The sequence below is a fragment of the Janthinobacterium sp. Mn2066 genome, assembly GCF_049319705.1.
GTDB lineage: Bacteria > Pseudomonadota > Gammaproteobacteria > Burkholderiales > Burkholderiaceae_D > Janthinobacterium.
Genome location: NZ_JBMOUF010000008.1, coordinates 281,985 through 307,775 on the forward strand (window position 1 = coordinate 281,985; position 25,791 = coordinate 307,775).

Annotated in this window: 27 protein-coding genes, 4 tRNA genes, 1 pseudogene and 1 riboswitch; of the genes and pseudogenes, 18 read left to right on the top strand and 14 right to left on the bottom strand. The window is 60.0% G+C overall.

The genetic code is table 11. From position 1 onward, the window contains the following. Positions 1-154: 154 nt before the first annotated feature. A complete protein-coding gene (gene nrdR / locus ACL9RI_RS17620) occupies positions 155-616 on the bottom strand; it encodes a transcriptional regulator NrdR (RefSeq protein ID WP_422727801.1) in 462 nt (153 codons plus the stop codon). Positions 617-757: 141 nt separating this feature from the next. Then, complete coding sequence (glyA, locus tag ACL9RI_RS17625) at positions 758-2,005, bottom strand: serine hydroxymethyltransferase (protein WP_422727802.1); 1,248 nt, start codon at positions 2,003-2,005, stop codon at positions 758-760. Between the two features lie 111 nt (positions 2,006-2,116). Then, positions 2,117-2,239, bottom strand: a riboswitch (ZMP/ZTP riboswitch). 320 nt (positions 2,240-2,559) lie between these two features. On the opposite strand from glyA, the gene ybgC reads away from it, so the two are divergent. From ybgC to ACL9RI_RS17675, 10 genes are all read left to right on the top strand, one after another. After that, positions 2,560-2,961 (top strand): tol-pal system-associated acyl-CoA thioesterase, encoded by a 402-nt coding sequence (gene ybgC / locus ACL9RI_RS17630; RefSeq protein WP_422727803.1) that lies wholly within the window; start codon positions 2,560-2,562, stop codon positions 2,959-2,961. Between the two features lie 44 nt (positions 2,962-3,005). Then, the gene (gene tolQ / locus ACL9RI_RS17635; protein ID WP_183676767.1) at positions 3,006-3,695 is read left to right on the top strand and encodes a protein TolQ; all 690 of its coding nucleotides are present in this window, start codon (positions 3,006-3,008) and stop codon (positions 3,693-3,695) included. A gap of 39 nt (positions 3,696-3,734) precedes the next feature. Continuing rightward, positions 3,735-4,148 (top strand): ExbD/TolR family protein, encoded by a 414-nt coding sequence (locus tag ACL9RI_RS17640; protein WP_422727896.1) that lies wholly within the window; start codon positions 3,735-3,737, stop codon positions 4,146-4,148. 74 nt (positions 4,149-4,222) lie between these two features. After that, the gene (gene tolA / locus ACL9RI_RS17645; RefSeq protein WP_422727804.1) at positions 4,223-5,263 is read left to right on the top strand and encodes a cell envelope integrity protein TolA; all 1,041 of its coding nucleotides are present in this window, start codon (positions 4,223-4,225) and stop codon (positions 5,261-5,263) included. After that, positions 5,260-6,537, top strand: coding sequence for a Tol-Pal system beta propeller repeat protein TolB (gene tolB / locus ACL9RI_RS17650; protein WP_422727805.1), 1,278 nt, complete (start codon positions 5,260-5,262; stop codon positions 6,535-6,537). The genes tolA and tolB overlap by 4 nt, the downstream gene beginning before the upstream one ends. Before the next feature lie 42 nt (positions 6,538-6,579). Then, positions 6,580-7,107 carry a peptidoglycan-associated lipoprotein Pal gene (gene pal, locus ACL9RI_RS17655; RefSeq protein WP_422727806.1) on the top strand — a complete coding sequence of 176 codons (528 nt, stop codon included), beginning with the start codon at positions 6,580-6,582 and terminating at the stop codon, positions 7,105-7,107. 129 nt (positions 7,108-7,236) lie between these two features. Then, entirely contained in the window at positions 7,237-7,995 is a 759-nt protein-coding gene (gene ybgF, locus ACL9RI_RS17660) for a tol-pal system protein YbgF (RefSeq protein ID WP_422727807.1), read from the top strand. Between the two features lie 115 nt (positions 7,996-8,110). Continuing rightward, positions 8,111-8,186, top strand: a tRNA-Lys gene (locus ACL9RI_RS17665). Positions 8,187-8,273: 87 nt separating this feature from the next. Beyond that, positions 8,274-8,349, top strand: a tRNA-Lys gene (locus ACL9RI_RS17670). Positions 8,350-8,547: 198 nt separating this feature from the next. Next, the gene (locus ACL9RI_RS17675; RefSeq protein WP_422727808.1) at positions 8,548-8,796 is read left to right on the top strand and encodes a hypothetical protein; all 249 of its coding nucleotides are present in this window, start codon (positions 8,548-8,550) and stop codon (positions 8,794-8,796) included. 77 nt (positions 8,797-8,873) lie between these two features. Here the strand turns inward: ACL9RI_RS17675 and ACL9RI_RS17680 are convergent. The 4 genes and pseudogenes from ACL9RI_RS17680 to ACL9RI_RS17695 all read right to left on the bottom strand — a co-directional run. After that, positions 8,874-9,209 (bottom strand): annotated as a pseudogene (locus ACL9RI_RS17680) (helix-turn-helix domain-containing protein); the annotation flags it as partial. Between the two features lie 292 nt (positions 9,210-9,501). Further along, positions 9,502-9,804: a BrnA antitoxin family protein gene (locus ACL9RI_RS17685; protein WP_422727809.1), complete on the bottom strand. Its 303-nt coding sequence runs from the start codon at positions 9,802-9,804 to the stop codon at positions 9,502-9,504. Then, positions 9,764-9,994 carry a BrnT family toxin gene (locus ACL9RI_RS17690; RefSeq protein WP_422727810.1) on the bottom strand — a complete coding sequence of 77 codons (231 nt, stop codon included), beginning with the start codon at positions 9,992-9,994 and terminating at the stop codon, positions 9,764-9,766. The genes ACL9RI_RS17685 and ACL9RI_RS17690 overlap by 41 nt, the downstream gene beginning before the upstream one ends. A 99-nt stretch (positions 9,995-10,093) precedes the next feature. Continuing rightward, positions 10,094-11,023 (bottom strand): LysR family transcriptional regulator, encoded by a 930-nt coding sequence (locus tag ACL9RI_RS17695; RefSeq protein WP_422727811.1) that lies wholly within the window; start codon positions 11,021-11,023, stop codon positions 10,094-10,096. 146 nt (positions 11,024-11,169) lie between these two features. Between ACL9RI_RS17695 and ACL9RI_RS17700 the strand changes: the two genes are divergently transcribed. Together ACL9RI_RS17700 and ACL9RI_RS17705 are read left to right on the top strand one after the other, a co-directional pair. Beyond that, complete coding sequence (locus tag ACL9RI_RS17700; RefSeq protein WP_422727812.1) at positions 11,170-12,129, top strand: alpha/beta hydrolase; 960 nt, start codon at positions 11,170-11,172, stop codon at positions 12,127-12,129. 24 nt (positions 12,130-12,153) lie between these two features. Continuing rightward, a complete protein-coding gene (locus ACL9RI_RS17705; RefSeq protein ID WP_422727813.1) occupies positions 12,154-13,467 on the top strand; it encodes a carboxypeptidase regulatory-like domain-containing protein in 1,314 nt (437 codons plus the stop codon). An 8-nt stretch (positions 13,468-13,475) separates the two neighbouring features. Here ACL9RI_RS17705 and ACL9RI_RS17710 read toward each other — a convergent pair whose 3' ends face one another. Both ACL9RI_RS17710 and ACL9RI_RS17715 read right to left on the bottom strand, forming a co-directional pair. Further along, on the bottom strand, positions 13,476-14,597 hold the full coding sequence (locus ACL9RI_RS17710) for an acyltransferase family protein (protein ID WP_422727814.1): 1,122 nt from the start codon (positions 14,595-14,597) through the stop codon (positions 13,476-13,478). Between the two features lie 120 nt (positions 14,598-14,717). Beyond that, a complete protein-coding gene (locus tag ACL9RI_RS17715) occupies positions 14,718-15,053 on the bottom strand; it encodes an ArsR/SmtB family transcription factor (protein ID WP_422727815.1) in 336 nt (111 codons plus the stop codon). A gap of 101 nt (positions 15,054-15,154) precedes the next feature. Here ACL9RI_RS17715 and ACL9RI_RS17720 point away from each other — a divergent pair, with 101 nt between their 5' ends. Beyond that, complete coding sequence (locus tag ACL9RI_RS17720) at positions 15,155-16,243, top strand: NADH:flavin oxidoreductase/NADH oxidase (protein ID WP_422727816.1); 1,089 nt, start codon at positions 15,155-15,157, stop codon at positions 16,241-16,243. On the opposite strand, the gene ACL9RI_RS17725 is transcribed toward ACL9RI_RS17720, so the two are convergent. The 3 genes from ACL9RI_RS17725 to ACL9RI_RS17735 form a co-directional block, all read right to left on the bottom strand. Next, positions 16,244-16,711 (bottom strand): hypothetical protein, encoded by a 468-nt coding sequence (locus ACL9RI_RS17725; RefSeq protein WP_422727817.1) that lies wholly within the window; start codon positions 16,709-16,711, stop codon positions 16,244-16,246. A gap of 133 nt (positions 16,712-16,844) precedes the next feature. Beyond that, entirely contained in the window at positions 16,845-18,347 is a 1,503-nt protein-coding gene (locus ACL9RI_RS17730) for an MDR family MFS transporter (protein ID WP_422727818.1), read from the bottom strand. Then, positions 18,344-18,808, bottom strand: coding sequence for a MarR family winged helix-turn-helix transcriptional regulator (locus ACL9RI_RS17735; protein ID WP_422727819.1), 465 nt, complete (start codon positions 18,806-18,808; stop codon positions 18,344-18,346). The genes ACL9RI_RS17730 and ACL9RI_RS17735 overlap by 4 nt, the downstream gene beginning before the upstream one ends. Before the next feature lie 130 nt (positions 18,809-18,938). Between ACL9RI_RS17735 and ACL9RI_RS17740 the strand changes: the two genes are divergently transcribed. Next, a tRNA-Lys gene (locus ACL9RI_RS17740) sits at positions 18,939-19,014 on the top strand. A gap of 215 nt (positions 19,015-19,229) precedes the next feature. Here the strand turns inward: ACL9RI_RS17740 and ACL9RI_RS17745 are convergent. Beyond that, positions 19,230-20,195, bottom strand: a complete 966-nt coding sequence (locus ACL9RI_RS17745) for a glycoside hydrolase family 19 protein (RefSeq protein WP_422727820.1) — start codon at positions 20,193-20,195, stop codon at positions 19,230-19,232. 527 nt (positions 20,196-20,722) lie between these two features. On the opposite strand from ACL9RI_RS17745, the gene ACL9RI_RS17750 reads away from it, so the two are divergent. After that, positions 20,723-20,798, top strand: a tRNA-Lys gene (locus ACL9RI_RS17750). Positions 20,799-20,869: 71 nt separating this feature from the next. Here ACL9RI_RS17750 and ACL9RI_RS17755 read toward each other — a convergent pair. After that, the gene (locus ACL9RI_RS17755; protein ID WP_422727821.1) at positions 20,870-21,640 is read right to left on the bottom strand and encodes an AraC family transcriptional regulator; all 771 of its coding nucleotides are present in this window, start codon (positions 21,638-21,640) and stop codon (positions 20,870-20,872) included. A gap of 67 nt (positions 21,641-21,707) precedes the next feature. Here ACL9RI_RS17755 and ACL9RI_RS17760 point away from each other — a divergent pair, with 67 nt between their 5' ends. Both ACL9RI_RS17760 and ACL9RI_RS17765 read left to right on the top strand, forming a co-directional pair. Further along, on the top strand, positions 21,708-21,965 hold the full coding sequence (locus ACL9RI_RS17760) for a hypothetical protein (RefSeq protein WP_422727822.1): 258 nt from the start codon (positions 21,708-21,710) through the stop codon (positions 21,963-21,965). A 67-nt stretch (positions 21,966-22,032) separates the two neighbouring features. Continuing rightward, positions 22,033-22,632 (top strand): IMPACT family protein, encoded by a 600-nt coding sequence (locus tag ACL9RI_RS17765; protein ID WP_422727823.1) that lies wholly within the window; start codon positions 22,033-22,035, stop codon positions 22,630-22,632. A 1-nt stretch (position 22,633) separates the two neighbouring features. Here ACL9RI_RS17765 and ACL9RI_RS17770 read toward each other — a convergent pair whose 3' ends face one another. After that, positions 22,634-23,095 carry a hypothetical protein gene (locus ACL9RI_RS17770; protein WP_422727824.1) on the bottom strand — a complete coding sequence of 154 codons (462 nt, stop codon included), beginning with the start codon at positions 23,093-23,095 and terminating at the stop codon, positions 22,634-22,636. Between the two features lie 570 nt (positions 23,096-23,665). Between ACL9RI_RS17770 and ACL9RI_RS17775 the strand changes: the two genes are divergently transcribed. Next, complete coding sequence (locus ACL9RI_RS17775) at positions 23,666-25,759, top strand: LysR substrate-binding domain-containing protein (protein ID WP_422727825.1); 2,094 nt, start codon at positions 23,666-23,668, stop codon at positions 25,757-25,759. The last annotated feature ends 32 nt before the right edge of the window (positions 25,760-25,791 follow it).

Here is a 25,791-nt window from a genome sequence, read left to right on the forward strand (position 1 = left end):
GCAAATACGCCCGGCCCAGCTAAACGATAGGTCGACAGCAGAATTCAAACATGAGCTAGCGCAAACAGCGCAGCGATAAGGGGGAAATGAGGGAGAAAAACGAGGCTAGAATTGAAGAGTCCGCTTGCCAGGCAGACTCAAAACATGCAGTAAATTAAGGCTTACGCGGATGGCCCACTTCGGCGATCGCATCCTGGAATTCCGCCAGGTCTTCAAAATTCTTGTACACGGAAGCGAAGCGGATATAGGCGATCTTGTCGAGCAATTTGAGTTCCTGCATGACCAATTCTCCGATGTAGCCGGAATCGACTTCGCGCAGTCCGCTGGTCAGCAGTTTTTCCTGGATGGAAACGATGGCCGTATCCACGGAGGCGGCCGCGACGGGGCGCTTGCGCAAGGCCAGCATCAGACTGCCGCGCAACTTATCCGCAGCGAACTCCGTCCGGCTGCCATTCTTTTTGACGACGGCCGGCATGATAAGTTCAATCCGTTCGTAGGTCGTAAAACGCTTGTCGCATTTGCCGCAGCGGCGGCGGCGCCGTATGGCATCGCCCTCCTCCGATACGCGCGTATCGAGGACCTGGGTGTCGCCGTGCTGGCAAAATGGACATTTCATGGGGCAGATACAACTTTATAGTGGTTTTATGTCAAGGCGTCTTAAAAACAAGGGCGCCAGGATACACTCCGGGCGCCCTGGGGCACGACTGGAATGTGTCATGCAGAATCTTACTCTGTATGACACATTCTGGACAAACAATTATGCAGCGTACACAGGGTGCGCATCAGCCAGTACTTTCACGGCCGCCTTGACGCGTTCGATGGTGGCGGCGTCATGCGGATTGTCCAGCACGTCGGCGATCAGGTTGCCCACTTGCTCGGCTTCCGCCTCCTTGAAACCGCGCGTGGTCATCGCCGGGCTGCCCAGGCGGATGCCCGAGGTGACGAATGGTTTTTGCGGGTCGTTCGGGATGCCGTTCTTGTTGCAGGTGATGTGCGCGGAACCGAGGATGGCTTCGGCTTCCTTGCCCGTCAGGTTCTTGGCGCGCAGGTCGACCAGCATGACGTGCGATTCGGTGCCGCCGGACACGATGCGCAGGCCGCGCTTGATCAGGGTTTTCGCCAGCACGTCGGCGTTCTTGACGACTTGCTTCTGGTATTCCACGAATTCCGGGCTCAGCGCTTCCTTGAAGGCAACGGCTTTGCCGGCGATCACGTGCATCAGCGGGCCGCCCTGGATACCAGGGAAGATGGCCGAATTGATGGCTTTTTCGTGCTCGGCCTTCATCAGGATGATGCCGCCGCGTGGGCCGCGCAGCGATTTGTGCGTGGTCGAGGTCACGAAGTCGGCGAATGGCACCGGATTCGGATACAGGCCAGCGGCGATCAGGCCGGCGTAGTGGGCCATGTCGACCATGAAGTAGGCGCCGACTTCCTTGGCGATTTTCGAGAAACGCTCGAAGTCGATCTTTTTCGAGAAGGCCGACGCGCCGGCGATGATCAGCTTGGGCTTGCGTTCACGCGCCAGGCGCTCCATGGCTTCGTAGTCGATGTCTTCTTCGGCCGTCAGACCGTAGGACACCACCTCGAACCATTTGCCCGACATGTTCAGCGGCATGCCGTGGGTCAGGTGACCGCCTTCGGCCAGCGACATACCCATGATCAGGTCGCCCGGTTTCAGCATGGCGAAGAACACGCCCTGGTTCGCCTGCGAACCGGAATTAGGCTGCACGTTGGCGGCTTCGGCGCCAAACAATTGTTTGACACGGTCGATCGCCAGTTGCTCGGCCACATCGACGTATTCGCAACCGCCGTAGTAGCGCTTGCCTGGGTAGCCTTCGGCATACTTGTTGGTCAGCTGCGAGCCTTGTGCTTCCATCACGGCTGGCGACGTATAGTTTTCCGACGCGATCAACTCGATGTGATCGTGCTGGCGCACGTTTTCTTTCTGGATAACGGCGAACAATTCAGGATCGACGTTGGCGAGGGTGTGATCTTTTGCAAACATGTAAAAACTCCAAGTATGAGGGTGCTTGTACTGGCAGGTTGGATCGAATGAGGGGAGCCGGAGTTGAGTGAAAAACAACATTGAGCAGGCAGCCTCTTCGTGCATTTCCATAGTGGCTGCCCAGGCGAACGGCTGATGAAATCTCACGTTTCCCGGTGGATGCCCACCTTTCGCCGGAAACCGACCGCCACCTATGGAGATCATCCCGACTTTTCGCCAGTCACGTGAGACGTAATGGAACACAAATTGTAAGTTAAGTGCTCAAATTGAGCAAGGAATGCAACTGTGCAGCTATAATCGCCGCGCGCCCGGAAAGGCGGGCAGAAATGCCGGGAATTTCCGGCGTCAAGGGGGCGCTTCTTAAGCTGGACTTAAACCTGAAAATGGCTTGTAAGCGTATGTTACGAGGCTTGTCATCACAGCCAGTGTTCTCACACAATGCTGCGGTGCAACTTGTGGCCCCTTTAAGCATGGCATTTCGGCAAGCGCCTTTCCTTGTGATAAGAAAAATCGCGTAAAATGTTGCTCAATCTCATTAATATGGCGCAATAAACATGCCTTCAGTCTTTACCTGGAATGTACGTGTCTACTACGAAGACACCGACGCCGGCGGCATTGTCTATCACGCCAACTACTTGAAATTCTTTGAGCGCGCGCGCACGGAATGGTTGCGCGCCACGGGGATTGACCATCAGGCATTGAAGCAGCAGCATGACGCAGCGCTGGTAGTCAAAAGCATCAGCACTGACTATCATGCGCCAGCGAAGCTCGATGACACGTTAAAATTAACATTAAGTATAGAAAAATTGGGGCGCGCTTCCATCGTTTTCCTGCAACAGGCCTGGTGCGGCGACACCTTGCTCAACACAGCCCGCGTCAAGATCGGCTGCGTCGATGCGGCACTGCGCCCGCGCGCCTTGCCCAATGACTTGAGCGCCCGCATGCGCGACGCCTGAAGCACTCCCACCTTCCGGATAATTCACCAACAGACTGACAGCCAATGAACGTTTCACAAGATCTTTCTTTCCTCGCGCTCATCACCAATGCCCACCTGATCGTGCAACTGATCATGGCCCTGCTGTTGCTGATCTCCCTGACCAGCTGGACCTATATTTTCCGCAAGGTGTTTGCGGTGCGCCAGGCGCGCCGCCAGACGATCGAATTTGAACGCAGCTTCTGGGCCGGCGGCAACCTGCATGCGCTGCACCAGAGCGCCAGCGGCAACCGCGACAAGAGCGGCGCGCTGGCCCGCATCTTCGACGCCGGCATGGGCGAATTCATCAAGGGCAAGGCTTCCTACAGCCCACGCGAAGCGCTGGACGTCGGCGCCGTGCTCGATGGCGCCCGCCGCGCCATGCGCGCTGCCTTCCAGCGCGAAATGGATGCACTGGAATCGCACCTGGCCTTCCTCGCTTCGGTCGGCTCCGTCTCGCCGTATATCGGCTTGCTCGGCACCGTATGGGGCATCATGAACGCCTTCCGCGGCCTGGCCAACGTACAACAAGCCACCCTGGCCGCCGTGGCGCCCGGCATTGCCGAAGCGCTGATCGCCACCGCCATCGGCCTGTTCGCCGCAATTCCAGCGGTGGTTGCCTACAACCGTTTTTCGCACGATATCGACCGCCTGGCGATCCGTTTCGAGAGCTTCGTCGAGGAATTCTCCAACATCTTGCAGCGCCAGTCGCGCTAAGAGGGAGCACTGCTGATGGGTTCCTTCAATAGTGGCGGCATGCGCGGTGGCCGTGGCCGCAAGTTCAAGTCGGAAATCAACGTCGTGCCGTATATCGACGTGATGCTGGTGCTGCTGATTATTTTCATGGTCATGCCGTCGTCCAATAATCCCAGCGTGGTCAATTTGCCCAACGCGGAAAAAACCGCGAAACCGCCCGACGACTACATCCAGATCGTGCTGAAGCCAAATGGCTCGCTGTCGATCGGCGTGATCGGCAAAGAACAGCTGGCGCCGGAAACGGAACCGAACCGCGACGCCCTGCTGCGCAATCTGCGCGGCCTGCATGCAGCCAACCCGGACTATCCGGTGCTGATCGCAGGCGACAAGGAAAGCAAGTATGACGACGTGATCCAGCTGATTTCGGAAGCCAAGAAGATCGGCATCAACCGGGTGGGCCTGGCGACCAAGTAAGTGAATCAGTAAGTGAATAAGTAAGCGCACGCGTGTACATAACCAGACTTCACCGTTTTTAGATAGACTTGACCTTGCAGAACAAACAAACCGACCATGTACACGGCGTGCCCTACAGCGTGCCGCGTGAACGCAGCCGCTGGCCCTCGCTTGGACTGGCGCTGGCGATGCATCTTGGCCTGCTGTTTTTCCTGTGGGTAGGCGTCAACTGGCAAAGTACGGAGCCGGTCGCCGTGGAAGCGGAAGTGTGGGACTTGAAGGTGCAGACGGCCGCGCCGCCGCCGGAGGTGGCGACCGAGCCTGATCCGCAGCCTGCGCCGCCGCCACAACCGGCGGTGGAAGAGCCTGCTCCGCCGCCACCACCACCGGTAGCGGCTCCTGAGCCGAAAGTCGACCTGCGCGAGGCAGAGATTGCGCTCGAGCGCAAAAAGGCCAAGCTGAAGGAAGAGAAAGAAAAAGCCGCGGAAGAAGCACGCAAGAAGCAGGAGCAGCAGGACCGCGAAGACGCCAAGCGCGAGCAGGACAAGCAGAAACAGAAAGAAAAAGAGAAGGCTGACAAGCTGGAGAAGGAAAAAGCCGACAAGCTGGAGAAAGCCAAGCAGGCCAAGGAAAAAGCACTGGCGGAAGAAAAAGCTGAGGCCCAGGCGCAGAAAGACAAGGAACAGAAAGAACAGGCCGAGAAAAAAGCGGCGGCTGAAAAAGCGGCCAAGGCGAAAAAAGCGGCAGAGCAAAAGGCGGCAGACAAGGCACGTGCCGACGAAATGAGCCGCATCACGGGCGCAGTCGGCTCAGGCACGACCGGCACCGCAGCGAAAGCGACGGCGCCACGCATGGATAGCGGCTATGTCGCCGCCATTACGACCAAGATCAAGAGCAATATCGCGTACAGCGGCAGCACCGACATTCCAGGCGCGCCGCGCGCCGTGTACAAGATCGATCAATTGCCAACTGGGGAAATTATTTCAGTCCGGAAAATTAAAAGTAGCGGCCTGCCCGCGTATGACAACGCGGTAGAAAACGCCATTAAGAAATCGTCGCCACTGCCGAAGAAAAAAGACGGCACCGTGGAACGCGAGATTGAAGCAGTATTCGATATGAAGGATTTGCCTAAATGATGATCATGAAAAAAATGAGCTACGTCGTGCTCTGCGCGGGCTTGATGCTGGGAGCCAGCGGCGCCCAGGCCCAGTTGCGCGTCGAGATTACCGGCGTCGGCAGCAACCAGATTCCGGTGGCAATTGCCAACTTCGACCAGGAATCGGTGGCGCCGCAACCGCTGTCGTCCATCATCAAGGCCGACCTGGCCCGCAGCGGTGCGTTCAAGCTGATCGATGCCGATACGGCCGTCGCGGAAACCGCCAACATCAATTTCGACCAGTGGAAAGGCCGTGGCGCCGATGCACTGGCCGCCGGCAGCGTGCAGCAACTGGCCGATGGCCGCCTGGACGTGCGCTATAAATTGTTCGACACCATCAAGGGCGTGCAACTGTCGAGCATGAACAATGCCGCCGCACCGCAATTCAACCGCCTGCTGGCGCACAAGATTGCCGATGACATCTATGAAAAGCTGACCGGCGTCAAAGGTGCGTTCTCCACCCGTATCGCCTACGTCACGCAAACGGGTCGCGAATACCGCCTGGAAGTGGCCGACGCCGATGGCGAAGGCATCCAGGTCGCACTGCGCTCGAATGAACCGATCATTTCGCCAGCCTGGTCGCCGGACGGCACCAAGGTGGCGTATGTCTCGTTTGAAAAGAAAAAGCCTATCGTCTACGTGCAAAACCTGGTAACCCGCCAGCGCACCATCGTATCGAATGAAAAAGGCAGCAATTCGGCGCCAAGCTGGAGCCCTGACGGCACCCGCCTGGCGGTCGCCCTGTCGCGCGACGGCCACACGCAAGTCTACGTCGTCAATGCCGACGGCAGCGGCCTGCGCCGCATCAGCAACAGCAGCGGCATCGACACCGAACCACAATTCTCGGCCGATGGCCAAAGTATTTACTTCACCAGCGACCGTAGCGGCGGACCACAAATCTACCGCATGCCGGCCAGCGGCGGCGAAGCCAAGCGCGTGACGTTTGGCGGCTCCTACAACATCAGCCCTCGGATCTCGTCCGATGGCAAGACACTCGCTTATATTTCCCGTCGCGACGGTAACTTCCAGCTCTACGTGCTCGACCTGGCCAGCGGCCAGGAACTGCGCCTGTCGGACACCGCCAACGACGAATCACCGAGCTTTTCGCCCAACGGGAAATATATCATGTACGCGACCGAATCCGGACGACGCAAGTCGCTGGCAGTGGTATCGGTGGATGGCCGCGTCAAACAGCGTTTGACTACGCAAGCTGGCAATATCAAGGAGCCCACCTGGGGTCCTTTTATGAAGTAAAGCAGTATAGTTTCACCCTTAACCATGACCCGGAGAATAAAAATGAGTAATATCAAAAGCTTGGCCTTCATCGCCGCTACCGCCGCCCTGTTGTCGGCTTGCAGCACCCCAGTGAAACTGGCAGAAACCCCAGTGGTTGAGCGCGCACCAGAAGTGGTTGCTCCTCCTCCAGTCGTTGACAACCGTCAAGTTCAGCCAGTGACCACCGCATCGGTCGACCCACTGGACGATCCAAAAGGCGTGCTGGCTAACCGCAGCGTCTACTTCGACTTCGACAAATACGTCGTGCGCGAAGCCGACACCCCAGTGGTGCAAAACCACGCTGCTTACCTGGTGAAAACCCCTAGCCGCAAGATCCTGATCCAAGGTAACACCGACGAACGCGGCGGCGCTGAGTACAACCTGGCCCTGGGCCAAAAACGTGCTGAAGCAGTGCGTAAATCCCTGTCGGCTCTGGGCGTACCAGAAGGCCAAATGGAAGCCGTGTCGCTGGGCAAAGAAAAGCCTAAAGCACAAGGCAGCAACGAAGAAGCATGGGCACAAAACCGCCGCGCTGACATCGTTTATTGATATCTTGCCGATATCGCGGTCCAGCGCGTTTTTCGCGCTGACTTAGAGGCATAATAATGGGGCGGTGCGCGGTAGATAACCGCCCACTGCCCCGTTTGCATGTTTGCGTAACTTTTGAAAGCCCGACCCATGATGACATTCTCGAAAGCCAGCCTCGCCGCCGCCCTGATGGCCGCATTCGCCTACCTGCCCCTGCACGCCAATGCAGCCCTGTTCGACGACGACGAAGCCCGCAAGGCCATCCTGGAGTTGCGCGCCAAGGTCGACGCACTGGCGCAGGACCTGAACAACCGCATCGACACCAAGGCAGACAAGACCAGCACCTTGAGCCTGATCAACCAGCACGACCAGACCATGCAAGAGATCGCCCGCCTGCGCGGCCAGATCGAAGTACTGGGCAATGACCTGGCCAACACGCAAAAACGCCAGAAAGATTTCTACACCGACCTCGACGCCCGCCTGCGCAAGCTCGAGCCGCGCCAGGTCACCATCGATGGCCAGGAAGCGGCCGTGGGCGTATCCGAACAAGGCGCGTATGACGCCGCCCTGGGCCTGTTCAAGTCGGGCGACTACAAGGGCGCGGCCACCTCGCTGGACGCCTTCGTGAAACGCTACCCGGAATCGGCCTACGCGGCCAACGCCCAATACTGGCTGGGCAACGCCTATTACGCCCAGCGCGACTGCAAGAGCGCCATCACGGCCCAGCAAGCCGTCGTGAAGAACTACCCGGACAGCCCGAAAGCAGCCGACGCCATGCTCAACATCGCCAGCTGCTACACGGAACTGAAAGACAAGCCGAACGCCACCAAGACGCTGAACGCCCTGATCTCGCGCTATCCTGACTCGAGCGCGGCGCAGACAGCGAAAGAGCGCGGCGGCAAAAAGTAAGCTTGCTGCGTGCCGGCTTTGTCAGACGTTCAAGACAGCCGGCCAGCGACAGGGGGAAAAAGTTGCCCGTCCCGTTTGACAGAATCACGGGCACCCCCTATAATCTTTCTTCTTCGGGTCGTTAGCTCAGCTGGTAGAGCAGCGGACTTTTAATCCGTTGGTCGCAGGTTCGAATCCCGCACGGCCTACCACGAATACGCAGTAATGATTTGCTTGCGAGTTGTTATAGCAAGCATTTTTTTAGTGCACAGTGTTACCGAAGTTGTTGTAAAGTTTTTGGGTCGTTAGCTCAGCTGGTAGAGCAGCGGACTTTTAATCCGTTGGTCGCAGGTTCGAATCCCGCACGGCCTACCAAATACGTCAGAGAAGCCAACCGTTCGCGGTTGGCTTTTTTGTTTTTGGGGCAGCTTTTATTCATGCTTAAAGCCCTTCACCACCTGCACTTACCAAAAGCATATATTGCCTCAACACACTGGCGTCATAAATACTGGAATACTGAACACACTCAAACAAGTATAAAATCGTGCTTCCAGTTTAGCCACGGAGGGATTCATGTCTCAGAATGAGGACGACACGCCAACAAGCCGGGTAACGGCAAAAGCCGCCCTTAACAACATTCGTCGCATGCTTAAAGGCGAAGTAGACTTCCCAGCTTCTCCAGACGCCACAGCAGAAATGATTAAATCTGCTGTACCGGTCTTGCCACCACAGCCCAGAGAGTTATCTGTTAGATTGCGCTTAATCTTGACCCACAATTTGCATCGAATTCTGACCCGCTCTTCGATATATCTTTATGTTTAAGCAGAGGTTAAATTATGCCTGATCTCCTTTCCTGTATGCTGAGTTGAACTGTTTGTTCGTTTGCTGGCCGGATTGACCCTCTCAGATTGACCCTCCCTCCATGTCCTCGCGAACGCCGCGACCCTGTCGTAAGACCCCTCGAACCCCAATTCTTTTAGGTCCTCATGGATCTGTTTCAGCGTGCGCCGCTGCTTGCGCGACTTGGCCGCCTCGGTCTTGAGGAGCGCTGAAAGCTGGAACGCGTATTTGTCGATGGCGCGGGTGGAGCGCCGCTCAGCGTAAGCTGGCTCTATGGTTTCCGAGCGCAGGTAGCGCCGGACGGTATTTCTGGAGATGCCCAACCGCCTGGATATCTCTCTCAATGGGATATGCTCGCGAATGTGCCAGCGTCGAATAATGCCTAGTAGTGCCACGTCGATCACTCCGATTCCCCGCTCAATGTCATGAGCAGGATTGTGTCTTAAACGTGGGTCAGATTCGTTTGCAAATTATGCTGCAAAGTGGGTCAGATTTCGCTGCAAATCAACACAGCTAGCTACAAACGGCAATTACCACTCAATAAAGTTCCATTCATCCTTACACCAAAAGTGCTGGGGTCGGACCCGGCGGGTCCGACCCCGGGATTGCTTTGGGGATAAAAACGGAGCCGTGGGGAGGTATGCCACTCTTGCACGCGCTCAACCTTGGCTTGCCCGAAGCAAGTTATCAAGCCTGCCGCGCCCGCAGCCACTCCTTCAACGCATCATTCATGCGCGTTTGCCAGCCTTCACCGGTCGCCTTGAAGGCGTCCAGGATTTCGGCGTCGAAGCGGATGGTCGTGCTGACCTTGCTACCACTGCCGGCAGGCCGGCCGCGGCGGCGGCGGGCCAATTCTTGTTGCGCTTCGGGATGGGAAACGGGTTTATCACCGACTTGCCAGGCGCCTTGTTCAAAAAAATCGTCCGTCAGTTCAGGCGCATCGTCCGGGTCAAGCCAGGCTTTGGCTGTATTTTGCGATTTCACGTTCATTTGCTTTCCTCATGCTGATGATTCTGCGTGCCAGTCCACGCTGCGTCCAGACCAGTACGACGAGACGTTCATCAAGCCAGCCCATCGTAATGAGCCGTGACTCGCCATAATCCTGCCTCTGGTCCGGTAGCGTAATCCTAAGCCCATCAAACACTTCTGTCGCACGCGCAAAGTCCAGCCCGCGCCCCATGAGCGTCTTTTCACGCTTGGCAGCATCAAAAGTGATCCCTTATTTATCGTAGTAACAAATAATGGGGGAAGCCAGTCTTATTTCAAGCAGGAATAAAGTTCAGCAATACTCCGCCAAGCCCGCCAAGCGCTTTGCCTCATCAATAAAGTGCGCCACCACCGGCATCATGTTGTCTTCACGCACCACCAAGGTCAACGGTGCGTGCAGGCCGGCGGCGCTGTCGGCGATGCGGCAATAGCGGACGGCGTGGGCATGGAAGCCCACCATGGAGGCGGGCGCCACGGAGATGCCGACACCGGCGGCGACCAGGCTGATGTTGGTCAGCATGTTGTCGACTTCGGCGGCGATGCGCGGCGTGTAGCCGGCTGCCAGGCAGGCGTCGATCAGGGCGGCATACATGCCGGGCGCGCCGGGTTTGCGCACCAGGATGAATTTTTCATCGCGCAAGGCTGACAGCCTGATCCCAGGCATCTGCTCCTGTCCGGCTGCCGGCGCCAGCAGCGTATGCCAGGCGGGCAGCACCAGCAGCATGGTCTCATCGAGCAGGCGGTGGAACAATAAGCCGGGCGGGCGTTCGACCGGCATGCGCAGGAACGCCAGGTCGATGCGGCCGTTGGCGACGGCGGTGGTGAGGGTCGCCGCATTGCCCTCGCTAAAGCGGATGTCCACCTGGGGACGCTGCTCGCGATGGGTATGCAGCAGTTGCGGTATCAGCGGGTGCGCCACGGCGGAACTGGTAAAACCGACCGACACCAGGCCTTCCATGCCCGAGGCCGTCAGCGCCGCGCGCAGCCCTGCCCGTTTCACCTTGTCGAGGATGGCGCGTGCTTCCTGCAGATAAATCTTGCCGGCCGGACTCAGGTCTACTCCTTTCGGATGGCGCAGGAACAGCGCGAATCCCAGCTCTTCTTCGAGCGTGCGGATTTGCTGGCTCAGCGGCGGCTGCTGCATGTGCAGGCGCAGTGCAGCGCGGGTGAAGTTCCCCTCCTCGGCCACCGTGACGAAATAACGCAAATGCCGAAGTTCCATGGGCGGGCTATATATAGGAAGTATGGTGAGGGCGACTTTATTGTATTTTACAGCCCGGCGAGACCGCCCTATGATCCGAGCATATGACCGTTTGTGACTATTTGTTGCGAAATCCGGTCACCATCTCATCATAGGCAGAGGCTTGTATGCGTAGAATCACTGTTTTATTGTCCCTGTTGGCGCTGACTATCGGTCAGCAAGCAAGCGCGCGGCCACATCACTCCACCGCCAGCGCGACGGCGGAAAATTGCTACGACAGCGCCGACGCCGGCGAAATCCGCCTGTGGGATGGCCCCGCGCCCGGCGCCGCCGGCGATGACGCCTGCCAGGACATTCCTTACATGCGGGTATTCCCGGCTGCCAATGGCGATCCGGCCGCACCGGCCATGCTGCTGCTGGCCGGCGGCGGATACGATCACCTGACGAACAAGAAAGAACAGACGCCGGTGGCCGAGTATTTTTCGCGGCGCCTGAACGTCACCACCTTCGTGCTGTATTACCGCCTGGTGCGCCCTGACGGCACGTATCGCTATCCGGTGCCGATGTGGGATGGCCAGCGCGCGCTCAAGCTGATCCGCCATCGCGCCCGCGAACTGCATGTCGATCCGAAGCGCATCGGCGTGTTCGGCTTTTCGGCCGGAGGCCATCTGGCCACCACCCTGGCCTTGCATCCGGACGATGATTTCGGCTTGCCGGTGCACGACGCGGTCGATAGCAGTTCCGGCAAGGTCGATACGCTCGGTCTCGGCTACCCCGTCATTTCCATGGACCCGGCCGTGTATGGCACGTCGAATACGCGCAAGAACTTGCTGAAAGACTATCGCGGTGCGCAATTGCATCAACTGGAACAGCGTCTGTCCGGCCAAAATAATGTCGGCCCGCATACGCCTCCGGTATTCCTCTTCGTCAGCATGGATGACCAGCGCATCGATCCGCACAACAGCGTGATCTTCGGCGATGCGCTGAAAGCGGCCGGCATCCGAGCCGATATCCATCTGTTCCCGCACGGCGCCCATGGCGTCGGCCTGGCGACGGACATGCCCGAAGAGCAAGCCTGGCCTGAACTGTTCCGGCTATGGCTGACCCGCCAGCACTTCATCAACTGATTTTAATCAGAAAGAAATATTCTCATGCACGGATTTTCCCGTTTGTTCGTGGCGTTCGCTTGCGCGGCCACCCTGAGCGCCTGCGGCGGCGGCAGCAGCAATCCAGCATTGCCGCAACAGTCCTCCCAGGCGCAGTCGTCCTCCGCCGTGGCTGGCATCAGCGGCACAGTCACCCTGGCAGGCGCCAATACGCCGCTGGCCGGCGTGACCTTGACCCTTGCAAACGGCGTTTCCACGGTGTCCGGCGCCGATGGCAGTTATGCCTTCAACGGCCTGGCCACCGGCAGCTACACCGTCACCCCCAGCATGCAAGGCATCAGCGCATTTTCGCCGGCCAGCCTGACCGTCAAACTGAGCAGCGCCACGGCAGCAGGGCAAAGTTTTGCCGCCACCTCGGCAACGCCGGTTACGCTGGGCGCCTACCGTGCCGACCCGGCCGGCGTGACGGTGGCCGGGATTTCTTCCGGCGGCGCGATGGCGGTGCAATTGCAGATCGCCAATTCCGCCAGCTTCCATGGCGCGGCCATCTTTGCCGGCGATCCGTATTATTGCAACCAGGATGCGCTGTCGAGCTGGAAAACCGCCTGCGCCAATGGCGGCATCCCGCTGGCAACACTGACGGCCTATACCGACAGCATGGCGAGCAGCGGCTTGATCGATCCGACCAGCAATATCGGTGGCAAACCGATCTACATGTTCAGCGGCACCAGGGATACGGTGGTGGCCCAGCAAGTGATGGACCAGCTGCAAACGTATTACCAAAACTACACCAGCGCCAGCAATATCGTCTACAACCAGACGACGCCGGCGCAGCACGCGTGGATTACGCCCGATGCCGCCAGCGACTGCGGCCACCTGGGGGCGCCATTCATGAATAATTGCAACGTGAATGCCGAGCAGACTTTCTTGACCATGTTCTATGGCAATCTGCATGCGCCGACAACGACGCCACAAGGCAGTTATGCCCAGATCAACCAGAACGCCTTTTGTTCAGGCAACAATTGCGCCGCCATCAGCATGGATAACACGGCATGGCTGTATGTCCCCGACAATTGCGCCACGCAAGCGTGCAAGGTGGTGGTCGCCTTGCATGGCTGCAAGCAAGGGCAATCGTATATCGGCAACACTTTTGTGCAACAGGCTGGCATCAACGAATGGGCCGACACCAATAATATCCTGGTGCTGTATCCACAAGCGATCGCCTCCCCCGCGCAGCCGCGCAATCCTGAGGGTTGCTGGGATTGGTGGGGTTATACGGGCGCGGACTACGCCTTGAAGTCAGCGCCGCAGATGACGGCCATCATGGCGATGGTGCATCGAATCACTGCCGCTCCCTAAGGCCGGCTCTACGCAAACACCGGCCGCATCATGAAATGTTCTATAGCCAGCTGAACGGCGCGGCCCAGCGGTACTTCCACCCAGCGGTGGAAGGCCGCGCCGCAAGCCAGGCTGGCGCCCCAGGCGGTCAGCATGCCCAGCGCCTGCCATTCCGGCTCCAGCGGCACAAGATGAATAAAGGCGGCGTTGACCAGCAGGCAGACGGGAAAGTGGATCAGGAACACGGCATACGATATCTGCCCCAGGCGATTGACCACCGACCAGGTTTGCCCCTGGGCTGGCGTGCGCGAACGGCCGAACAGGAACAGGGCGCAGGCAACGATCAAGGCCAGCGCGATGCGGCTGCGGAAGTTGATGGCCAGCGCCAGTACGGCCGGAACCGTGATCATGACGAGTAGCATGCTCATGGCGCCAGCCTTGCGGCGCACGTCGCTGGCCCACCAGGCCAGCATGCCCAGGCCATAGCTGCCAAAGAAATAAGGCGCCCAGTTGTCCCAGCTGGCGTCGAGGTTGAAGTGCAACAGGGAAACAGCAATCCCCAGGGTAACGGTCAAGGGCATCAGCCAGGGCGCGCTGCGCTGGCCGGCAATATGGCCGCCCAGCCATAACAGCAAGGCCGTCAGTGCATACAGCTGGAAATCGATGGCCACATACCAGGCGCCAGCCGACAGCGATTCATAGCCGAGCACGCTATGCAGCAACAGCGCGTGGGCGCCCAGCTGGTCCAGGGTGGCGGGAGCGGAAATCGAATCGTGGGTCATCCAGTTGGCCGCCAGGATGGACGCGGCGGCGGCCAGCAGAGTGGCCGCCATGAATGGCGGCGCCAGCTTGGCATAACGCCGGCCGATGGCGCGCAGCGGCGAGGCCAGGCCCGGCAGCCCGGCCGGCGAGAGCGATTTGGCGACCAGGAAACCGCTGATGACCAGGAAGACTTGCACGGCGATGCGGGCGCTGCCGCCCAGCCAGTCGAGCAAGGCAGGCAGCATGCGCCGTACGTGATCGGACATGGGGCCGTAAAACGCCAGATGATGCAGCACAATCAGTTGCGCCGCGCCGGCTTTCAAGACATTGATCCAGCCAAACTGCGCGCGAACGGCCTCGTCCGCTCTTGTTACTGCCACTACCTTCATGCCCAACCTTTGTTACACAGCGATATTTCAACAACACAATCCCTAGCAAGCGAATTGCTGATGATTTTGCCGACCGGCCGATATGATAGCCGAGCTTGAAGGATGGGGTCGCCGCGCAGCTTATTTGCTGGCCGCGGTGTCCGGAAATACCGATACGGGATGCTGCGCCAGGATGGCGTCCAGCAAGCCGGGAAAGCGCGCGTCGATATCGAGCCGGCGCAGCGAGTTCATGTGGATGGTGCCGCTATTTTCCGTGAAAACGAGGCCCGATTCGCGCAAGACCTTGAAGTGGTGCGAGACGGTGGACTTGGGCCGGCCGCCGTCGAGCTCGCCGCAAGTGGCCGCTTCCACGCCAGCCAGGCGCCGCACGATGTCGAGACGGATCGAATCGCTCAAGGCATACAGCACACGTTCAAGGACGAAATCGCTGGCGGGAGGGTGTTTATGGGGGCGCATGTGCAGAATCATACACCATCGGCTATACTCCATCCATTGTTCGAATACATTCGAACAATGGAACTTAACCCTATTCCTCACTTTCACGAACCAAGGCCACCATGTCCGCCCTCTTCCAGCCCTTTACCCTCAAAGATATTACCCTGCGTAACCGTATCGCCGTGCCACCGATGTGCCAGTACATGGCGGTCGATGGCCAGGCCAACGACTGGCATCTGTCGCACTATGCCGCCCTGGCGCGCGGCGGCGCAGGGTTGGTGATCGTCGAAGCGACGGCCGTGTCGCCAGAAGGCCGTATCACGCCGGGCTGCACCGGCATCTGGAATGATGACCTGGCGCAAGCGTTTGCTCCCGTGGTGAAAGCCATCAAGGCAGCCGGATCCGTGCCCGGCATCCAGATCGGCCATGCTGGCCGCAAAGCCAGCTCGAACCGGCCATGGGAAGGCGACGACCATATCGTGGAAAGCGATGCCCGCGCCTGGGACACCATCGCGCCATCGGCCCTCGCCTTTGGCCCCGGCCTGCCAAAAATGCCGCGCGCCATGAATCTCGACGATATCGCCCGCGTGCGCCAGGATTTCGTCGACGCCGCCCTGCGCGCCCGTGAAATCGGCTTCGAATGGCTGGAGCTGCATTTTGCCCACGGCTACCTGGGACAAAGCTTCTTTTCCGCCCACTCGAACCAGCGCGACGATATCTATGGCGGCAGCGTGGAAAACCGCGCCCGCTTCCTGCTGGAAACATTGAAAGCCGTGCGCGAGGTATGGCCGGAAAGCCTGCCGCTGACCGTGCGTTTTGGCGTGATCGAATACGATGGCCGCGATGAAGCAACCTTGCTGGAATCGATAGCCCTGGTGCGCGATTTCAAGGCCGCCGGCCTCGATATGCTCAGCGTCAGCGTGGGCTTTTCGATTCCTGGCGCGGCGATTCCCTGGGGCACGCCTTTCCTGGCGCCTATCGCTGAACGGGTGCGCCGCGAAGCAGGTTTGCCCGTGTCATCGGCCTGGGGTTTCGGCACGCCGGCCATCGCGGAACAGGCCGTCAAGGATGGCCAGCTCGACGTAGTGATGGTGGGCCGCTCGCATCTGGCCAACCCGCACTGGCCGTACGCTGCCGCCAAGGAACTGGGGGTGGAGCGCCCTTCGTGGACCTTGCCGGCGCAATACGCACACTGGCTCGAACGTTACTGATCAGGCGCGGGCATCGACACCGTTCTGCTGCCTCTGCTTCTGCAGCATGACATCGAGGGCGGCCTGCAATTTCCTGGCGGCCTGCGGGTCGTTGCGGAACAAGGCGCCCTCGATACCCAGGCGCGCCTTTTGCGTGAAATCAATACGCTCGCTATCGCTGGCGGCAGGCACTTCGGGGCTGCCGTCTACCGGTATCTTCATGGTCATCAGCATGAATGGCGTGCTTTCATCGAACGTCATTTGTCCGCTCCGGATTTGCCCATTTACCCAGTCGCGCATTTCCTGGCGGGTCATGTTGCTGAAATTGGGCTGCCTGGCGTCAGCCGAACCCGCTGCCGCGTTCGGCGCCGCCGATGTTTTTTCAGCCAGCATGGCGGCGAACGAGGCGGCACCATCGGTGCGGGCAGCGGGATAGCCGGCCTGGGCACGGCCGGCGAAAATAGTGTTGGCTCCACTATCAATTTTCATGTTATTTCCTCACATTAGAAGAAAAGACATTTTCCATGAAAATTGCCCAAAAGCATTAATTAAATAGCCAGGCAAATAGCACTCTATTCAAGTGTTATGGCAACTCTTCCCCGTTGCGGGCGGCTGGAAGACATCAGCCAGCCCCTGCTGCAGCAGGTTTTTTCGCATTCGCCGGATGCCCCTCCAACGGCAATTCCGGCAAGAACAGCAGCACCACCAGGCCCAGCAGCAGAAGGACTGCGCCGGCGCCAAACACGCTGGCAATCGCGTGGCGATACACTTCCACCGTTTGCGCCTGCGCCGCGTGCGCCCCCAGGGTCGATACGGCTTGCACGCCATGCGCATGCAGCTGGTGCGCAAGGATGGCGCCAGAGCCCGTCACGCCCAGCAAGCCTCCCAGCGAACGGAAGAAAGCCAGCATGGCCGTGCCCACGCCGCGCCGCGCCAGGGGCAAGGCATTCTGCACGGCAACCGTCATGTTCGGCATGACCAGCCCCAAGCCCATGCCCAGCAAAAAGATGGCGGGTTCGATCACCCAATAGCCCTGCGCCGTTTCCATGGCCCAGGCCAGCACGGCAAACGCCAGCACCGCCCCGCCCAGGCCCACCACCTGCACCATCTTGTATTTGCCCGAACGCGACAGCACCCGGCCATTGAACATCGACGACACCACCAGGCCCACCATCATCGCCACCGTCATCACGCCCGATTCGGCCGGGCTGGTGCCCATCACCAGCTGGAAGAACAGGGGGAAAAATACGCTGGCGCCCATCAGGCCCATGAAAGTCATCGCCATCACCAGGCTGGCGATATTGAAGGTGCGGTTCTCGAACAGGTCCGGCGGCAGCACGGGCTCATCGACTCTGCCCACATGCATGGCCAGCCAGCCGCCCATCACCACCGCAATGCCGATCGATACCTTGATCGCCAGCGCATCCCACGGCCACTCGGTGCCGCCCAGCGCCAGTACCAGCAGGGCCGCCGTGATTGTGCCCGTCAGCAAGAATGATCCCAGGTAATCGATCTTGTGCGCATGCATGCGCACCGGTTTGCGCATGGCGCGCGCGATGATGAAGAAGGCCACCACGCCGATCGGCAGGTTCACATAAAAGATCCAGTGCCACGACAGGGCGTCGGTGATGACCCCACCGAGCACGGGGCCCAGCACGCTGGTCACGGCAAACACGATGGGCACCATGCCCTGGCGCTTGCCGCGCTCGCCTGGCGGCACCAGGTCGCCGATGATGATTTGCGCCAGCGGCATGAAGCCGCCCGCCCCCAGGCCCTGGATGGCGCGGAAAATGATCAGTTCCGTCATGTTCTGCGCCAGCCCGCACAGGGCCGAACCCAGCAAGAAAGTCAGCAGGGCGGTAAAAATCATGGGGCGGCGGCCATATTGATCGGCCAGCTTGCCATACAGGGGCATGGTGGCGGTCGAGGCCAGCACATAGGCCGTGACCACCCACGACAAATGCGCCATGCCGCCCAGATCACTGACGATGCGCGGCAAGGCCGTGGCAACGATGCTCTGGTCCAGGGCGCCCAGGCCCATCACGACCATCAGGCCAAAAAAGACGGCGCGTACTTCGCGCGGCGTGACGGGCTCTTCCGAACCGGCGTGTAGTTGCTTGCTCATGACTGTCCAATCGTAAGGAGGGGTTGCATGGCGGCGGCCAGCGCATCCATCTGTTGCGGCGACAGGCGGGCAATCCGCCGCGCCAGCGCATCGCGGCGGCGTGCGCGCAAGGTCTCGACCACGTGCATGCCCTGCGGCGTTACTTGCAAACCAGAACGGCGGCGGTCTTGCGGATCAGGCGCGCTGCGCTCGACCAGCCCCGCCTCTTCCAGCGACTTGACCTGCGCACTGATGGTAGGCCCGCGCACATTCTGCACCCGCGCCAGGGCGGCCACGCCGATGCCCGGCTGTTCGTGGATCAGGCCCAGCAGCATGTATTGCATCAGCGACACGTTGGCGTCCATCTCGCCGCCTTCGCGCTGCATGGAACGCAGCAAGCCCTTGAAGGCCAGCCGTAGCTCGTCGGACAGCGCCAGCGCGCGCTCCGGAATCGGTGTATCAGGTAGGGAATGGTCGGACATGGGATCACCTAAATAGGTAGACTACCTACCCATATTAAACATAGTCTGGCAGACAGGCAAGGAAAATTTCCCCCATCTGCCCGCCCAGCCCTTCCCAAAACGCCCGCCAGCCTGCATAATGCGCCCCCTTGGGTCGTTAGCTCAGCTGGTAGAGCAGCGGACTTTTAATCCGTTGGTCGCAGGTTCGAATCCCGCACGGCCTACCAAGAATACGCAGCAAAGAAAAAGCCCACGAATTTCGGTTCGTGGGCTTTTTTCTTTCCGGTCGTTCGCTGGCCGCTTCGGAAAATGTCCGGTCAGGGCCGCTTCGCATCGATATCGAGAAACTTTCCAGGTCCGAAGATAGCAATATGAAAAAAGGCGGCATCAGGATAGCGATGCCGCCTTTGACTTTCCAGGCCTGAGCTTCAGTCCGTGCCTATCAGCAACTCAGATTAGGACCGGTGGGTACCCCCAGGTTCTGGGTGAAGGTCGTGTAGTAATTCACCCGGGTCTGCATCTGGGCCGGCCCCTGATACGCAGTGCCGCCTACGCATTCGCGATTGCCGTTAATGGCATTGATGGTCTGGCCGAAACCGTATCCGCCGACCATCGAATCATGCGCCGACCTCCCGGCGCGGCCAGGTTGGGTCATCCAGTACCAGATCGCACTTCTCCACGCGATGGTGGCGTTGGTGGCCAACAATTCCGGATTGTTCACCAGTTGCTCGCCCAGCCCCATGGCGTTGCCCAGACTGCGGTAATTTGAGGTCCAGCTGATCTGGATCGGGCCACGACCGAAATACTGGTCGCCCACATTATTGCTCTTGCAGGGGACTTGTACCCAGTTCACATCGCAGTACAAGGGCCAGTTGGCGGTGTTGTATTCCCTGACTGCCTTCAGGTTGTCCGACTCGTGCTGCAGGTTGGCGAAGAAGGCGGCCACTTCCTGCTTGTTCAGAGTCGCGTTGCCCGACTTGCCAAAGCTGGGATAGTAAGCTGCTGCAGCGACGAAGTCGGCGTATTGGTAGAACGAACTGCGGTTCGGGAACCATGATTCGAACTGAGCTTTTGACAGGCCGGCAAAACTGCCTCCCGGGTCGGGAGTAGGCGTCGGCGTCGGCGTAGTGTCGCCACCGCAAACAGAATCGACGATCCACGGCTGGCCACTGTTAACAGGACCATTATTTGTCGATGGATTGCTGCCTTGCGTCCAATACGCGGCCCTGTAATTAACGCCGTTGTAGCTCACCGTCGCGCCGCCACTGTAGGCAGTGGCAGGCGACCAGGCGGCATAACATACCGCTGTAGTAGCGAGCAATGCAGTTGTGCCCGCTGGCGAGGACGTATCGCCACCGCCGCAGGCGAGCAGCGAGCCCCCCACCAGTCCGGCGATAAGACTATTCATTAGCGTTCGGTTCAAAGCTGACTCCATATTCAAGGTGTTGATATATCAAAAACGAGCGGACGGCAGGTCAAGTACCGGCGCTCCAGGCGTGGCGTTCACTGCGATATCGCGCGGTTTCCAAAAAAACAAATCAGTGATGTTGCCAGAATGCAAGTCTAACAATGGCCAGTCAAGTGGTTTCATAAAGTCATTGATCTGAGCATACCAGTAGCCTCTTCAAGCACATTTCCTGGAGGAGCGGCCCCGTAGATATCCGCTTGGGCAGACCATACCAATTTAATGTCTTTGTATAGTGGTATGGCAGGGCAACTCAGGGCGGATAGCTGACCTGCGCCGGCAGGGTGCGTAATCAAGCCAACCTGGATACCTAAAACACGGCAAACTGGACATGCGGTCCAGCGGCAATGTGTCACTTTTCAAGAGTCGTGGTCGGGCGGGCAGTACAAATGTCGAAGAAGAAATCGGGGCACGAAAGCAGCAGCCACACCTTGCCAAACCGGCTTGCTTCCGTCATAATAGCCGCCCTTGGGTCGTTAGCTCAGCTGGTAGAGCAGCGGACTTTTAATCCGTTGGTCGCAGGTTCGAATCCCGCACGGCCTACCAAGAATTTGCAGTAAAGAAAAAGCCAACCGCCTGCGGTTGGCTTTTTTCGTTGTACCGCCCGTGCAAGCCGCCTACTCCCGCCCTTCCCCGTACTTTCCTGGCGTCACGCCCATCACGCGCTTGAACATGGCGATGAAGGCGCTCACATTGTCGTAGCCCAGGTCCAGCGCGATGCGGGTGACGGCTTGGCCGGCGGCCAGCAATTCCAGGGCGCGCAGGATGCGGGCGCGCTGGCGCCAGGCGGAAAAGTGGAAGCCTGTTTCGGCCGTGAAACGGCGCACCAGGGTGCGCGGCGACAGGCCGGCCCAGGCCGCCAGGGCAGCTACACTGTGTTCGCCCGCCAGGTCGTCCAGCACGGCACGCGCCACCCGCAGCAAGCGCGGGTCGGAAGGTAGCGGCAAGCCCAGCGCTTCTTGCGGCGCGGCCGCGATTTCATCGAGGATCACACCCGCCACCCTGGCCTGCCGCTCGTCCGGCGCCTGACCGTTCCAGCTGGCGGCGCGCGCCACGGCGGCACGCAACAGCTCGGACACGCGCAGCACGCAGGGTCCAGCGGGCAAGCCGTCGCAAACAGCCTCGTCGATATACACGCTCCAGCCCGCAAACGGGCCATGCGAGCGCAGGGAGTGGACGTGATAGGGCGGCATCCACACGCAGTGGCTGGCCGGCACCGCCCACTGTGCCGTCTCGGCGCCGATGGACAGCAAGCCCCGCACGGCGCCAAACAGCTGGCCGCTGGCATGGCGATGCGCTGGCGTCAGCCTTTCCTGCGGCTGGGAAATCAGCATGGCATACAGTGGCACAGGCAGCAGCGTTGGCTGATTTGGCGTATCGATAGACATAAACAAGGCAGACAAGACAATCACCACATCATACAGTGGAGTCTTTCAACCACCACAGGAGTCCATCATGCGTGCAACAGACCTTTTACCCGACGAACAGAACCAGGGGCAATTCAATGGCGTGAGCGTGCGCAAGGGCACGGTGGGTGCTTTCCTGTTTAACGCCCGCGCCTGGCTGGATCCGGCCAGCAATGCGGAACAACGCAAGGATGCGGAGCGCGACATCGTCGAGGCGCTGCCGGCCCTGCAGGCGCTGGGTCTGTTTGATCTATTGCAGGTGCGCGATGCGAAGCTGCGCGAACTGGTGTCAAGGCCGGCAGCGTAATCCGTCCAGCCTCGTCCGCCGCGTGCATTTCCTCTATCATGCTGCTTTGCCCTCCGCTCTGTCCCTTATGCCGTCCACCATTGCCACGCCTGTCCACAGCGAACTGATCATCAAGAAAAGCCGTTTTATCGGCTGCGTGCAGCCCATGACGGACCGGGCCAGCGCGCAACAGGTGGTCAATGGCCTGAAGGCGCAGCATCCGGGCGCCTGCCATGTGTGCTGGGCGCTGCTGGCCGGTGGACAATCGGCAGCCGTCGATGATGGCGAACCGAGCGGCACGGCCGGGCGGCCCATGCTCGATGTGCTGCGCCACCAGGACCTGGAAGGCGTGCTGGCGACCGTGGTGCGGTATTTCGGCGGCGTGAAGCTGGGGGCGGGCGGACTGGTGCGCGCTTATACCGACAGCGTGGCGCAGGCGCTGCTGCAGGCAGAAAAAACGGCCATCGTGCGCCAGCGCGCGCTACGCTGCGCGCTGCCGTACGCCATGGAAGGCATGCTGCGCCGCGAACTCGACGCGGCCGGCGCCACCTTGCTGGAAGTCCAGCATGGTCAGGCCGTGCTATTCGATTTCAGCCTGGCCGACAACGCCGCCGACGCCCTGCTGGCGCGCCTGGACGAAGCGGGCAATGGACGCATCGTCTGGCATGATGCAGCAGACCCAGACTAATTTATTGCACGCGGCGCACCTTCGGCGAATTATTCGTGCCTTCGATCTTCAGGAAGAAGGTGCCGACGAAGTTGCGCTCGACCGTCACTGCCGGATTGTTCATCGGCGATAACACGGCCGAACTGCCGTCGACGATGCGCCATACCTGGCCATTGCTCAGCTTAATCAGTGCATTGCCACTCCAGCCGTCAAACTTGCCGGCGATGGTGCTGCTGATCGAATTGTCTTCTGCCACGGCCGCTTTGGCAGGCTTGATCGTTTCCATGCCAAAACTCTGTTCGCGCTGCGCAGGCGTCGGCGCCACCACGGCTGCAGCGGCGGCAGGTGCAGCCGTGCCCAAAGGAATAGCGTCATAACATGCCACGCGGCCAGCAACATCAGCGATGGAACGGCATTGCAACATAGCGGCATCATCCGCCAGGGCCGCACCGGATACGAACAGCAACACAAACAAAGCTTTCATCGACACTCTTTCAAGATTTAAGTAAGTAGGCCAGTTTCGCCATGGAAATGTGAGTATATCGTCAAGCTGCCACTGCCTGTGGTTCACAGCAGCCTGGCTTGACTTACTTGCAATAATATCCGGCCCAGCGCTGGCAATCCGGCCACTTGCCGGATATCCGGCAGACGCCACAAGCTTCCCGCCTCTAAAAACAACACATCTGTTGGCAAGCGTCCACATGCCCCCTGCAACTATCTTCATCCACTTTGTAAAAAAGAGGCGGGCCAGATGCTTGCCAATTACACCAGGAAACGACGTTGGCGGGCCTGAAATACCGTGTTCATTTTCAAAAAAACAGCGCCCCGGCGCATATGCATATGTGTTTCAGGCGCCCTGGCAATACGGCCGTCACACCATGACAAAAACAGATATGCGGCGCCAAAAAGCTTCGTTCTCATCTGTTGTACCCCGCTTTAGGCTTGTGTGTTGAAAGCCTTGCGGCGCCGCCAGCATCACGGCAGGAGCGCATTGCGTGGCAAATTTTATAGAGGCAAGCCGTGCTTCCGACAGGGGCGCGATATGAGAACTTCGATGAATTTTCAACAATTACGGACCATCCTCGAACTGCCACGCCACAGTTTCAACCTGACCCAGATGGCCAGCGCCCTGGGCATGACCCAACCGGGCATCAGCCGCCATGTGCGCGATATGGAAGAAGAGATGGGATTCGCCATTTTCGAACGCAGCAACAAGCGCATCACGGGCCTGAGCGAATCGGGCCGGGCCATCTTGCCGATCGTGGAGCGCCTGCTGGTCGAAGCCGACAAGCTGCAGGGCGCCAGTGCCGACTATACGACGCTCGCCAGCGGCGTGCTGGCCATTTCCACCACCCATACCCAGGCCCGCTACGCGCTGCCGCAGGCGATGCTGGGGTTCCGCGGCGCCTTTCCGGAAGTACGCGTCGCGCTGCAGCAAAACACGCCGGAAGATATCGCGAAGTCGGTCATTGCGGGCAAGGCAGATATCGGCATCGCCACCGAAAGCCTGGCGGCCTATCCGGAACTGGCCGCCTTCCCCTGCTATCGCTGGAGCCACCTGGTGCTGGTGCCGGACGGCCACCCGCTGCTGGAACTGGGAGCGCTGACCCTGCGCGCCCTGGTGCAATTCCCGCTGCTGACCTACGACCATGGCTTTACCGGCCGGCGCCATATCGAACAGGCGTTTTCCGCCAGCGGTTTGATCCCCGATGTGGCGCTGACGGCGATGGATTCCGACGTCATCAAGGACTATGTGCGGCTCGGCCTGGGGGTCGGCGTGCTGGCATCGGTGGCGTTCGACGCCGAACACGACGCCGGCTTGCGGGCGCTCGACGCCGGCCATTTGTTCGCCGCCAGCACCACCTGGCTGGCCGTGCGGCGCGGCGCCTACCTGCGCAGCTACACCTATGAATTCATCCGCCATTTTGCGCCGCAGCTGACACGCCAGGCCATCGACCGGGAACTGCATCGCGATGCCGCGCTGGCCAGCGACGCCAGCGCCCCGGCAGCCATCCACCGCCCACCCCAATCACCGACCATCTACACAGGAGCACCTGCCATGTCCACCACCATCGATACGCTCTGGTACACCCGCTGCCCAGCCCCTACGCCACTCGGCATCGCCATCCAGCAAGGCTGGCTGGCGCAGGAATTCGCCGCCGACGGCCTGCATATCAAGGCCTTGCAAGATGCCGACGACCCACAGATACGGCGCTCGCACTTCACCCACTCGCAGCCGCATTCGTTCCGCCAGGGCGGCAATATCCCGGCGCTGTGGGCGCGCTCCTCGGGCGCGGCCACGCGCGTGATCGGCCTGACCTGGGTCGATGAATTCCAGGGCTTGCTGGCCTTGCGCGGCAGCGGCATCGCCAGCGTGGAGCAATTGCGCGGCAAACGTTTCGGCCTGCCGAAAAACCTCTCCTCCGGGGTGGTCGACTTCCACCGCGCCACCGCCCTGCGCGGCTTCGGCACCCTGCTCGACGTGGCCGGCCTGACGCTCGACGATGTGAAACTGGTCGACCTGCCTTATGCGCCACTGGGGCTGGCCGATGCCAAGCCGGTCGATGAACAGGGTTTTGCACGCCTGCTGCGCACGCATGGCCAGCAAGAATTCAGCCGCGAAGTGCATGCGCTGATCAGCGGCGAAGTCGATGTGGTGTTTGCCAAGGGCGCGACCGGCCTGGCCGCCGCCAACCTGGCGCAGGCGGACGTGATCGTCGACATCAGCCAGCAAACCAATCGCTTGCTGCATGCGAATAACGGCGCACCGCGCCCCCTGACCGTCGACCAGGCGCTGCTCGACGCACGCCCCGACCTGGTGGCCCGGGTGCTGGCGCGCACCATCGCCGCCGGCCGCTGGGCAGAGGCGCATCCCACCGAAACGACTGCCTATATCGCACGCGAAACCAAGAGCCCCGAACTGTGGGTGCGCCATGCGTATGGCCCCAGGCTGCACCACCACCTGCATATCGACCTGGCGCCGGAATCGGTGGCGGCGCTCGACAACTTCAAGCAATTTTTGCATGGCAGCGGCTACCTGCCGGCCGACTTCGACCTGCAGGCGTGGATAGACCCGCAACCGCTGCAGCAAGCGCTGCAACTGCTCGAAACCCGCCGTGACGGTGTCAAAACCGAACTGGCCGCCTGATTCATTCCTGCTACCGGAAAGAGCCCACCGCA